Here is a 12,142-nt window from a genome sequence, read left to right as displayed (position 1 = left end):
GATTAGCACATATTTATAAAAGAGTCAATGCATTTAAAATTATTTTCAATATTTTTTACAAAAAGTGTCGAAAAAAATTGTTACATGTATCATTTTTCGGTATAATAATTAATAGATATTTTGCATGAAAGAATTGGAAATGTTGAGGGATAACAGTCTCTTGACGAAATGAACGGAAGCGTGTAAAGTATAATTGCATGATTGAAAGCTTCTATAGCTGTAAATGAAACGTAGAGGGAAAAAATATGATTACATTAACGGGGAAAAAGGTATCTGAAGGAATTGCTATAGGTAAACTATCTTTTTATAAAAGAGATTCAAAAGAAATTCGTCGCATCTATGTGAAAGATGTTGAGAAGGAAGTGCAGCGTTTTCAAAAAGCTCGTCAGAAGGCAGTATTTGAATTAGAGAATTTGTATGACATGGCGTCAAAAGAAGTAGGAGAAGCAAATGCCGCAATTTTTGAGATGCAGCAAATGATACTGGAAGATCAGGAATTAAAAGATAAAATAACGAATATCATCGTAGAGCAGAAGCTGAATGCAGAATATGCAATTCAGAGTGCAGTAGAAAGTTTTCTTTCGACAGCATCGACAAGTGAGAAGTCTTACATACAAGGGCATGATGCAGATGTGAAGGATGTGGCAAATCGAGTTCTGCGTATTCTCTCCAGAATATGGAAAGATAAGATGCTGACGGATGAACCGTTTGTTCTGGCAACGGGGGAATTATATCCGAGTGAAGCTGTTCAGCTGGATAAGACAAAGGTCCTGGGATTTGTAACAAGATATGGAACGATTAATTCTCATACGGCAGTTTTGGCACGAACCAAAGGGATTCCTTCTGTTATAGGACTTGGAGAAGCTTTGAAAAAAGATTATGAAGGAAAGACCATTATTGTAGATGGATTCGAAGGAAAGGTCTATATTGAACCGGATTATACGACTATCACAAAGATGAAGCAGAAGCAAGATGCTAACCATACACATGTACAGAATCTGGAACGCCTGAAAGGAAAAGAAAATATTACCCAGAGCGGTCAGAAGATAGATGTCTGTGCGAATATCGGAACAAAAGAAGATGTCGAAAATGTATTACGCTGCGATGCGGGAGGAATTGGCTTGTTCCGCAGTGAGTTTCTATATATGGAAAATGGAACGAAGCTTCCGACGGAAGAGCAGCAGTTCCAGGTATATAAGCTGGCAGCTGAATCTATGGGGACTAAGAAGGTAGTTATAAGGACTGCAGATCTTGGCGGGGATAAGTTGGCAGAGTGTCTGGATCTCGGGGAAGATGATAATCCGGCAATTGGATATAGAGGTATTCGTGTATCGCTGGATAAAGAAGAGATATTTAAGACACAGCTTAGGGCAATCTTAAGAGCTTCTGCGTTTGGTAATATTTCTATTATGCTTCCAATGATCACATCGATTGAAGAGGTGACGATGGCAAAAGAAATGATTGGAAGAGCCAAGAAGGAACTACGCAATGAGAAGACAGCATTCAATGAAGAAATTCCAATCGGTGTCATGATTGAGACACCAGCAGCGGTTATGATTAGCGGAGAACTGGCGCGGGAAGTTGATTTCCTTAGTATCGGGACAAACGATTTATCACAATTTACGCTTGGTATGGACAGACTGAACAGTAAACTGGAAAGATATTATGATCCACATCATCCGGCATTGCTGAAGATGATTCGTATTATTACAAATAATGTTCATCTGGAAGAAAAACATATCAGTATCTGTGGAGATCTGGCAGCGGATTTGGAGATGACAGAGTATTTTATTCAGATAGGAATTGATGAATTATCGGTGGCTCCGAATCAGGTACTTAGCCTTCGCAAGAAGATAAGGGAAATTCAATAACATAGAGAATAAGAATCACTGTAATGTCACAAGATATTTGCAGTGATTCTTTTTTGTTCTAAATTCATTTACTTTATCCGGTTATTTTGCTAGAATAATATATGTTATTAATTTGTCGAATGAGAGAAACAAAGGAGGAGAAAGATGTTAGAGAAGTTTTTCAAATTAAGTGAAAATGGTACAGACGTAAAAACAGAAGTCGTTGCTGGTATTACAACATTTATGACGATGGCTTATATTCTTGCTGTAAATCCAAGTATTTTATCTGCAGCAGGAATGGATCAGGGAGCTGTCTTTACAGCAACGGCACTTGCCTCTTTGATCGGTACATTGTTGATGGCCATTTTTGCAAACTATCCATTTGCATTGGCACCTGGTATGGGATTGAATGCATATTTTGCATATACAGTTGTCCTGGGAATGGGATATAGCTGGGAGATTGCACTGACAGCGGTATTTGTAGAAGGTATTGTGTTTATTATACTTTCTCTTACGAATGTACGTGAGGCGATTTTTAATGCTATTCCAAAGAATCTGAAGGCAGCAGTCAGCGTTGGTATTGGTTTGTTTATTGCGTTTATCGGTCTGCAGAATGCGAATATTGTAATTGGAGGTGCTACACTTCTGCAGTTATTTTCATTGGATGAGTATAATGCAGTGAATGGGGTAGAAGCTACATTTAATGACGTAGGAATTACGGTTATTCTTGCAATTCTTGGTATTCTTATTACTGGTATTCTTGTTATTAAGAATGTTAAGGGCAATATTCTCTGGGGAATTCTGATCACATGGGTTCTTGGAATCGCTTGTCAGTTTGCCGGTTTGTATGTCCCGAATCCAGAATTAGGATTCTATGGATTGCTTCCAGACTTCAGCGGCGGATTATCGATTCCAAGTATTGCACCGATTTTTGCAAAAATTGATTTTAGCGGTATTTTCTCTTTGAATTTTGTTGTTGTTATTTTTGCATTTTTATTTGTAGATATGTTCGATACAATCGGAACTTTGATTGGAGTATCTTCGAAAGCAGATATGCTGGATGAAGATGGGAAGTTACCTCGCATTAAAGGAGCACTTCTTGCAGATGCGGTTGCTACGACAGCAGGAGCAGTTCTTGGAACATCTACGACAACAACATTTGTTGAGAGCGCGTCTGGCGTATCTGAAGGAGGAAGAACAGGACTTACAGCAGTAACCACAGCAATTTTGTTTGGCCTTGCATTATTCTTGTCACCAATCTTTTTGGCAATTCCTTCATTTGCAACAGCGCCGGCATTGATTGTTGTTGGGTTCTATATGTTAACGAATGTTGTAAATATTGATTTTAGTGATATTGCAGAAGCTTTGCCATGTTATATCTGTATCGCATCAATGCCATTTTTCTATAGTATTTCTGAAGGTATCTCTATGGGAGTTATCTCATATGTAGTACTGAATGTTGTAACAGGAAAGACAAAAGAGAAAAAAATCAGTGCATTAATGTATGTGTTAGCAGTATTATTCATATTAAAATATCTGTTCTTATAAGATAGAAGCGAAGAAGAATTGCGGGGCCATAATATGGGAAAAGAGTATTTGGAGATGCCGATTGTAAGAGCGATTGCTGCTGCCAGAGAAGTTGGCTGGGTGAATCCCAAATTACAATCATGGATTGAAGCAAAAGATACACTTGGAATCACGATGGAAGATATTGACGATGCAGAAGCGAGACTGCAGCGCTTCGCACCGTTTATTATGAAGAGCTTCCCGGAAACAATAGAAACAAAGGGAGTCATTGAATCTGTCTTGACACCGATACCGGCAATGCAGGATTATCTGAATGAAACCTATGGAGATGCCATTCAGGGAAAACTCTTTTTGAAGCAGGACAGTCATCTTGCTGTTGCAGGTTCCATTAAAGCCAGAGGCGGCATCTATGAAGTTTTAAAGCATACAGAAGAACTTGCATTGGAGGCAGGATTGATTACGCCAGAGGATGACTATTCAAAACTGGCTTCAGAAGAGTGCAGAGAATTTTTTGGTCTGTATACGATACAAGTGGGATCTACGGGCAATCTTGGTCTGAGTATAGGCATAGCCAGTGCGGCTGTAGGTTATAGAGTAATCGTGCATATGTCAGCGGATGCAAAGCAGTGGAAAAAAGAGCTGTTGAGAAGTCATGGTGTACAGGTTATCGAGTATGACTCTGATTATAGTGAAGCGGTAAAAAATGGGCGAAAGGAATCAGACGCGAATCCGAAAAGCTATTTTGTAGATGATGAAAATTCAAAAAACTTGTTCCTGGGATATGCAGTCGCGGCAAAAAGATTGAAAGCACAATTGGAAGAACAAAAGATTGTTGTGGACGAAAAACATCCTTTGTTTGTATATATTCCATGTGGTGTAGGCGGGGCTCCAGGAGGAATTACTTTTGGATTAAAGGAGCTTTGGGGAGATAATGCACATGTTTTCTTTGTGGAGCCGACACAGGCTCCGTGTATGCTTCTTGGAATGACAACGGGACTTCATAATGCAATCTGTGTACAGGATGTTGGTTTGACAGGTATTACACATGCAGATGGCCTGGCGGTAGGCCGTCCCTCAGGTTTTGTCGGAAAGGTAATGGAACCACTATTAAGTGGGGAGTTTACAGTAGAAGATAAGTGGTTATATGAATATATGCGTGCACTTTGTAGGACAGAGGATATCTTTATTGAACCAAGTTCTTGTGCAGCATTTGAAGGTCTGTTAAAATTAATGCAATATGAAGAAACCAAAAAATATGTGGAAATACATCATCTGTCTGAAAAGATGGATCAATCGTCACATATTGTATGGGCGACAGGAGGAAGCCTGGTGCCAGAAGAAATTCGGGAAGAATACAAGAAGACATATCTTGATTAGAACAGGGAAATATAAAGAAAAGCGTATTCAGAAAAATGAATACGCTTTTCTTTATATTAGTTAGAATAAAGTTTTAGATAACATCTTCACGACGGATATAACCAGGATTATCAGGTGTTCCGATAATCTCTTTTGCATGAATAATCTTAGCATGCTTGTCAACTACCTGGCAGTCAATGGTGATATCTTCGCCAATCTGTGTGCCTGGTAAGATAACACTGTTTTTGACAACAGCCCCTTTCTTGATTATACATCCACGTCCGATTACAGAATTCTCAATGGTACCTTCAATCAGACATCCATTGGATACAACGGAATTTTTAACATTTGCCGTTTCAAAATACTGTGTTGGGCAAGAGTCGTTTGTTCTGGTATATACCGGCCAGTCTTCATCAAACAGAGTTGTTGCTGTCTTAAAATCAATCAAAGAGATATTTGCATTGTAGAAACTGTTCAGGTCTGTAATAGATGCAAAGAATCCACGATGGGAAACGCCACGTACATCCAGTTCATTACATGCATAATTAATAGTATCTGCTAATGTATACATGGAAGAAATAGATTTTGCTTTTTTCACCAGATCGATAAACAGTTCCCTTTTCATAATATATGTATCCATGAAAATGTTTCTGTTTTTTGCAGTTCCACGATTTGGTTCCAGGGACAATACACCTTTCTGTCGGTTTAAATTCAAAGTATTACAATTCAGGAAAGAGTCCTTGGCATTGTCTACAGAATGATATAGTAATGTAATGTCTGCTCCAGAATCAATGTGTGTTTTAAGCAGAGTATCAAAATTAGCAGAATATACCATATAACTTGGGGCAATAATTACGTAAGGATTATGTGCCCGTTCAATACATTCCATATTTTCTGAAAAAGCAGCGATATCAGTGTTATATAAATCATTTTCTGCTTTTGGGTCAGTGAACAGGATATGTAATTTACCACGCTTGGAGTTGATATTATAGTGACGTCCAGTTCCAAGGTGTTCAGTCAAGGAACGCGGTTTTCTTCTAATGTATACTTGAATACGGTCAATTCCACTATTGCTCATGTTAGAGATAGGAAAGTCGATCACACGGTATCTTCCTAAGAAAGAGAATGCACCAATCGGGCGATAGTCCTCCAATCCATTTACCCAGATGTGATTTCCGGAAAAATTAACAATACCTAATGCATCACACATATTATTCTACCCCCTTTACACGTTTTGCAACAAGCTCAATGTGCTCGCTGTCAGCGCTTCCGACAACAGCGCCTTTTCCAATCTTAATTCCGTCAGCAACAAGTGCACGTGTGACAACAGCACCTTCTTCAACTTCAACGCCTGGCATTAGTACGCTGTCAATAATCTTGGCACCTGCTCCGACTTTTGCACCGGTAAACAGGACAGAATTCTTTACTTCACCTTCGATTCTGCAACCCTGAGTAATAAATGCACGTTTAATTGCGGCATCAGGTCCGATATAATGAGGCAAAGTTGTAACATCTTCCGTATAAATCTTCCATGTCGGATCATTCAGATCAAGCTCGTTATTCTTGTCCAGAAGATCCATATTTGCTTCCCACAAAGAATCGATGGTTCCTACATCTTTCCAGTAACCTTTGAATTTGTAAGCATAAAGAGTTTTATTATCATTCAGGAGCTGTGGAATGATATCCTTACCAAAATCGTGATTAGAATCTGGATTCTTCATGTCAGCAACCAACAGTTTGCGAAGCAGCTTCCAGTTAAAGATATAGATACCCATAGAAGCAAGGTTGCTCTTAGGATGCTCTGGTTTTTCTTCAAACTCTACAATACGTCCGGTCTCATCGGTGTTCATGATTCCAAAACGGCTTGCTTCTTTCATTGGAACTTCGATTACAGCGATAGTTGCGTCTGCATTATGTTCCTTGTGAGCAGCAAGCATTCTGGCATAATTCATCTTGTAGATATGGTCACCGGAAAGAACGAGGAGATATTCCGGTGAATAGGTATCGATAAAGTCGATATTCTGAGAAATAGCATCTGCAGTTCCACGATATACATCCAGATTGGCATCTGCTTTCTCACGTGGTGGAAGTACATATACGCCACTGTCTTTTGCATCCAGACCCCAGCGACCACCGGCAGCTACATAACTGTTCAGCAGAATAGATTCATACTGTGTCAATACTCCGACAACATCAATACCACTGTTTGCACAGTTACTTAATGGGAAGTCAACGATGCGGTATTTACCACCATATGAAACGGCCGGTTTTGCAACTTTGTTGGTTAATTCATGCAAGCGAGACCCCCGACCACCAGCTAAAATCATCGCTAACATATTGTTTTGTTTCATAGTGAGTCCTCTCTTTCCATTTGTGTTACATGTTATTAAATATTATACAATTTTTTGTGAATTCTTTCCATATTTTAAATCAAAAATATGCAAAATTCGTAAAATTTTTTTGATTGAAATGGAATATCTGAGAAAGATTTTCAAATTAATGTGTAATTTAGAGATTTGCATAAAGAATTGATATCTTGAAGTTGATTATAATTTCAGATATACTGACAATTAAAATGAGAATTAAAAGAATAGTGGAGAAGAAAAAGTATGAATTTACTGACGATGGAGCATATTATCAAATCTTACACCGATAGAATCCTCTTGAACGATATAGGATTTAGTATTAGCGAGAATGAAAAAATCGGAGTGATCGGAATTAATGGAATGGGGAAATCAACTCTGCTGAAAGTTGTAGCGGGTATCGAACCTTATGATTCTGGGAAAATCAGTATGAGGAGCCAAGTGAAGATATGTTACCTTCCACAGACTCCGGTATTTGAAAGTGGAACGACCGTATTAAAAGCAGCAGTAGAAGGAAATATCGATGAAATGAATCAGTGGACCGTCGAAGCAGATGCAAAAGCGATGTTAAATCAGTTGGGATTTACGGAATATGATGAGAAGATAGAGCATATGTCAGGCGGTCAGAAGAAGCGGATTGCGCTAGTAAATGCACTTTTAACATCCGCAGATATCTTGGTGTTAGACGAACCTACAAACCATTTAGATAATGCAATGTCTGAATGGCTGGAAGAATATCTGATTCAGTTCAGAGGAGCAGTTTTGATGGTCACACATGATCGTTATTTTTTGGATCGTGTTGTAAATAGGATCGTAGAAGTAGATAATGGGAAATTATACAGTTATCCGGGGAATTATTCAGAATTTGTGCGTTTAAAAGAAGAACGTCAAAATATGGCACTTGCAACGGAACGAAAGCGGAAAAGCATGCTCAGAACAGAATTGGAATGGTTAAGTCGGGGAGCAAGAGCAAGAAGTACCAAGCAAAAAGCCCATATTGACCGTATAAAAGCAATGCAGGAGATTCAGGATATTCAGGAGGAAAAGAGAGTTTCCATGAGTTCTGTTGCTTCACGGATGGGGAATAAGACGATTGAACTATCTGATATTTCTAAGTCATATGGAGAGAGAATCTTAATTAAGAATTATAATTATATTTTTTTGAAAAATGACCGAATTGGCATCATTGGTCCTAATGGCTGTGGAAAGACAACGCTTCTTAAGATTATCAATGGAATTATCCGGTCAGATACAGGGACCGTAGAGATGGGACAGACAATCCGGGTAGGTTATTTTTCACAGGAAAATGAATATATGGATGATTCTGAGAAAGTGATTGATTATGTAAAGGAAGTCGGGGAATATATTACGACTCCAGAAGGAAAGATTACTGCTTCACAGATGCTGGAGAATTTCTTGTTTGACGGAGCTATGCAGTGGTCCAGAATTGAAAAGCTTTCGGGAGGGGAGAAGCGGAGACTGTATCTGCTTCGTGTGCTGATGAGCTCTCCGAATGTCTTGATTCTGGATGAGCCTACCAATGATCTGGATATCCAGACGTTGACAATTCTGGAAGATTACCTGGATCGGTTTGACGGAATTATCATTATTGTATCTCATGACAGATATTTTCTGGATCGCACGGTAAATCGAATTTTTTCATTTGAGGGAGAAGGAGAGATTCGTCAGTTTGAAGGAGGATATTCAGATTATCTGATTCGTAAGGAATTAGAAGCTGTTCCAGAAGAAAAAGTGTCTGCCGGAAAAGCTGAGAAAGCTGATAAAGATGCGAACAAAGATGCATGGAAACAGCATGAAAAGAAAATAAGATTTACTTATAAAGAACAGAAGGAATTTGAATCTATTGATGATGATATTGCAGAATTAGAAGGGGAAATAGAAAAACTGGATCAGGAGATTGCACAGAATGTAACAAATTCTTCCAGATTAAATGATCTGTTGAAGGAGAAAGAACAGATAGAGCAGGCATTGGATGAGAAGATGGACCGCTGGGTATATTTAAATGATCTGAACGAGCAGATTAAGCAGATACAATAGTTTTTTGAACGATAAATCAGGCAAGTTTTGTAAAAATCTTCTTACATCAAAAAATTGAGCATGATATAATATTTATGTATCAGAGACTTAAAAATAACTCCAGACAGGAGGTAAATATGTTTGAGATAGGAGATTACGTAGCACATTATAAAGAAGGTGTCTGCGAGGTAACGGCCATTGGAAAATTGGATATAAGCTGCTCAGATAAGAAGAAAAAATATTATACATTGAAGCCCTTATATGATGCTGGCGGAACACTTTATACACCTGTAGATAATGAGAAAAATCAAATCAGAAAGATCATAACAGAAGAAGATGCACATGCATTAATTGGCGATATGCCTAATGTTGACACTCTGTGGGTGCCTGATGAGAAGCGAAGAGAAGCATTATACAAAGAAGCATTGTTAAAAAATGAATGCAGGGAATGGGTCGCAATCATCAAGACTTCTTATCTGCGTAAGATGAAGCGTCTGGCATCTGGTAAGAAAGCAATTAATGTCGATGATAAGTATTTGAATATTGCAGAATTTTTCCTGTATGGAGAGTTGGCAGTGGCTCTTGGAATGCCAAAAGAAAAAGTGAAAAGCTATATTGTAGAACATGTAGGAGCATAAGAAATAAAAGACTGCCTGAATCTGTTTGAGATTCAGGCAGTCTTTTTAACATCTGGTAATATGAATGCGGAAGCTTTCGTATTCTGCCTTGGCAAAAGGAAGCAAAAGTCCGCCGTTCATCAGTACATCTCCAGGATATTTCTTCCCATCGATCAGATAAGCACTGTGCGGATCCAGTCCTTTTAATTTGATATAATTTCCAGGACCATTGGGATGAATCTGTAAAGATACAATACACAGAAGGGCCTCGCTTTTATCTTCGGCAACAAATTCCCAGCTATGATAGCTTTGGGCTTCTGAGGGATCTGTCAGCCGATAGTAATTACCATTCTGGATTAAAGAATCATAGCTTTTGAATTCTTTGATCTGAGCTTTTACAAGAGCTTTTTCTTCATCGGACATTTGATTTACGTCCAATTCATATCCAAAAGTTCCTGACATAGCAACAGTTGCTCTGGTGTTCAGAGGAGTTATGCGCCCAGTCTGCTCATTAGGACATTTTGAAACATGAGATCCCATGGTGCTGACAGGATAACCGAAAGAAGTTCCATATTGGATGCTGAGGCGTTCAATAGCATCTGTATCATCACTGCACCAGATCTGCGGTGTATAATATAACATTCCGGCATCAAATCGTCCGCCTCCTCCGCTGCATCCTTCAATCAAGATATCAGGATAACGCTGAATCAGTTTTTCCAACATATCATATAAGCCCAGAATATAGCGATGGGCGACTTCTCCCTGCCTTTTGGCGGGAAGCTTAGCACTGTATATATCAGAAATACTGCGGTTGAAATCCCATTTCAGATATTCAATTTTGGCAGAATCCAGAACTTGGCAAATATGAGTGAAAATATAATCCCGGACATCTTCCCGGGAGAAATCCAGTACCAACTGGTATCGAGAACGACAAGGCGCCTTACCAGGAACCTGAAGAGCCCAGTCAGGATGTGCGCGGTATAGATTGCTGTCTTCGTTGACACATTCAGGTTCAAACCAGATGCCGAATTTCAGGCCTAATTTGTGAATCCGCTCAGAAAGCTCGCCAAGTGTGCAACCTAATTTCTCTTCATTGACGAGCCAGTCACCTAGTCCGGAGACGTCCAGGTCGCGCTTGCCAAACCATCCGTCATCCATGACGAAGAGCTCGACGCCTAGTTCGGAAGCATCTTTTGCCATCTGGACTAATTTATCCCCGTCAAAATCAAAATACACGCCTTCCCAGCTGTTCAGAAGGATCGGTCGTCTAGCTGTTTTGTATTTGCCTCGGCATAGATTATTGCGGTATGCTTTATGATAGATATGCGACAGATTGCCAAGCCCACAGTCAGAAAAAGCCATAGCAGTTTCGGGTGCATAGAATTTTTCACCGGGTTTTATACAATAATAAAAATTATCAGGATGAATGCCCAGGAGAATCCGTGTCTGATCATATTGATCATATTCTGCAAGGCCTGAGAAATCTCCGCTGTATAAAAGTGAAAATCCATAACAATTACCGGTATCTTCCGTTGTGTCTTGCTCAGACAGAATGAAGAAAGGATTGTATTGGTGGCTGGAAGTTCCACGGGTGCTTCCGATGGACTGAATGCCATGCTGCAGAGGAGATTTTTGGTGCGTGCGTTCTTTTACATGTCGCCCATAGAATGTATGAAAATTAAAGTTTCCATGCAGATAGTCTACACAAGTACTTTGTATATTTTCAAAATAAAGATCATCACTACAGTGATTTTCAATACATACTGCTCTTGTGATAATGTCCAGATTTTCAAGAACTCCATAGTATATATGAACATAAAAACAGTGTCTGGTATCTTCCAACGTGATGATGAGGGTATCTGCCTTTGTGTCTTCCGTTGCATAGATAGCGGGAAGCCCAGGAAGAGAATACTTACCATTTAGAATCTGATAACTGTAGTATCGAAGCTCACAAGCATTGGAACCGTCAGGATAACGGACTTTTAATGCCGTAGAGCGGTAGTCTCCGCTTCCATAGACGGGATACTCTTGTGGCAATGCGTCTAAGGAATAGGTCCTTTCGTTTTCCGTTTCATAAGGGTTCCCGGAAAAGCCCCTGTCTTCGTATGTAATCAGATAAGAATAGTCAAAAGAGGTTCCGTTATTGCCGAACCAGGTATGGAGTAATACTCCATACCTGTCGGCTTTCATCTGGTACATGCTATGGTCTGTCTGTAGTGTAAATATTCGTTTTGTATCGTCAAGTAAAATTGCCATATATACGTCCTCGCTGTTATGAAGTGACCTCTTGTCAAGAGTAAATTTTGCATTAAGAAGCTTTCCCCTAACAATTATCACATTTGTTGATTGACAGCATCTGGAAAGAGCCAGATTTAACAGTTCCCGGCATTTG

8 protein-coding genes are annotated in these 12,142 nt (G+C 39.3%); 5 read left to right on the top strand and 3 right to left on the bottom strand.

Going from position 1 to position 12,142, the window contains the following annotated elements; all coding sequences use genetic code 11:
• Window positions 1–245 precede the first annotated feature (245 nt).
• The 3 genes from ptsP to dsdA all read left to right on the top strand — a co-directional run bounded on the left by ptsP (window position 246) and on the right by dsdA (window position 4,754).
• Complete coding sequence (gene ptsP, locus JQM81_RS12630; RefSeq protein ID WP_235234110.1) at window positions 246–1,871, top strand: phosphoenolpyruvate--protein phosphotransferase; 1,626 nt, start codon at window positions 246–248, stop codon at window positions 1,869–1,871.
• A gap of 144 nt (window positions 1,872–2,015) precedes the next feature.
• Window positions 2,016–3,398: an NCS2 family permease gene (locus JQM81_RS12625; protein ID WP_235234109.1), complete on the top strand. Its 1,383-nt coding sequence runs from the start codon at window positions 2,016–2,018 to the stop codon at window positions 3,396–3,398.
• A 33-nt stretch (window positions 3,399–3,431) separates the two neighbouring features.
• A complete protein-coding gene (gene dsdA / locus JQM81_RS12620; protein ID WP_235234108.1) occupies window positions 3,432–4,754 on the top strand; it encodes a D-serine ammonia-lyase in 1,323 nt (440 codons plus the stop codon).
• 73 nt (window positions 4,755–4,827) lie between these two features.
• Here dsdA and glgD read toward each other — a convergent pair whose 3' ends face one another.
• The gene (glgD, locus tag JQM81_RS12615; RefSeq protein WP_235234107.1) at window positions 4,828–5,943 is read right to left on the bottom strand and encodes a glucose-1-phosphate adenylyltransferase subunit GlgD; all 1,116 of its coding nucleotides are present in this window, start codon (window positions 5,941–5,943) and stop codon (window positions 4,828–4,830) included.
• A gap of 1 nt (window position 5,944) precedes the next feature.
• Window positions 5,945–7,084: a glucose-1-phosphate adenylyltransferase gene (locus tag JQM81_RS12610; protein ID WP_235234106.1), complete on the bottom strand. Its 1,140-nt coding sequence runs from the start codon at window positions 7,082–7,084 to the stop codon at window positions 5,945–5,947.
• 258 nt (window positions 7,085–7,342) lie between these two features.
• Between JQM81_RS12610 and JQM81_RS12605 the strand changes: the two genes are divergently transcribed.
• Together JQM81_RS12605 and JQM81_RS12600 are read left to right on the top strand one after the other, a co-directional pair.
• Entirely contained in the window at window positions 7,343–9,154 is a 1,812-nt protein-coding gene (locus JQM81_RS12605) for an ABC-F family ATP-binding cassette domain-containing protein (RefSeq protein ID WP_235234105.1), read from the top strand.
• Window positions 9,155–9,270: 116 nt separating this feature from the next.
• Window positions 9,271–9,771, top strand: a complete 501-nt coding sequence (locus tag JQM81_RS12600; protein ID WP_235234104.1) for a CarD family transcriptional regulator — start codon at window positions 9,271–9,273, stop codon at window positions 9,769–9,771.
• A 45-nt stretch (window positions 9,772–9,816) separates the two neighbouring features.
• Here the strand turns inward: JQM81_RS12600 and JQM81_RS12595 are convergent, their stop codons facing one another.
• Window positions 9,817–12,006: an alpha-galactosidase gene (locus JQM81_RS12595; protein WP_235234103.1), complete on the bottom strand. Its 2,190-nt coding sequence runs from the start codon at window positions 12,004–12,006 to the stop codon at window positions 9,817–9,819.
• Between the last annotated feature and the right edge of the window lie 136 nt (window positions 12,007–12,142).

Source organism: Faecalicatena contorta, assembly GCF_021531895.1.
Lineage (GTDB): Bacteria > Bacillota > Clostridia > Lachnospirales > Lachnospiraceae > JAFBIX01.
This window is presented reverse-complemented; position numbering and strand designations above follow the sequence as displayed.

What these genes read in the sequence shown, in the direction of transcription:
- JQM81_RS12625 (WP_235234109.1), top strand. Translation starts at nt 2,016, where the DNA reads ATGTTAGAGAAGTTTTTCAAATTAAGTGAAAATGGTACAGACGTAAAA.
- dsdA (WP_235234108.1), top strand. Translation starts at nt 3,432, where the DNA reads ATGGGAAAAGAGTATTTGGAGATGCCGATTGTAAGAGCGATTGCTGCT.
- JQM81_RS12605 (WP_235234105.1), top strand. Translation starts at nt 7,343, where the DNA reads ATGAATTTACTGACGATGGAGCATATTATCAAATCTTACACCGATAGA.
- JQM81_RS12600 (WP_235234104.1), top strand. Translation starts at nt 9,271, where the DNA reads ATGTTTGAGATAGGAGATTACGTAGCACATTATAAAGAAGGTGTCTGC.
- JQM81_RS12610 (WP_235234106.1), bottom strand. Translation starts at nt 7,084, where the DNA reads ATGAAACAAAACAATATGTTAGCGATGATTTTAGCTGGTGGTCGGGGG.
- JQM81_RS12595 (WP_235234103.1), bottom strand. Translation starts at nt 12,006, where the DNA reads ATGGCAATTTTACTTGACGATACAAAACGAATATTTACACTACAGACA.
- glgD (WP_235234107.1), bottom strand. Translation starts at nt 5,943, where the DNA reads ATGTGTGATGCATTAGGTATTGTTAATTTTTCCGGAAATCACATCTGG.
- ptsP (WP_235234110.1), top strand. Translation starts at nt 246, where the DNA reads ATGATTACATTAACGGGGAAAAAGGTATCTGAAGGAATTGCTATAGGT.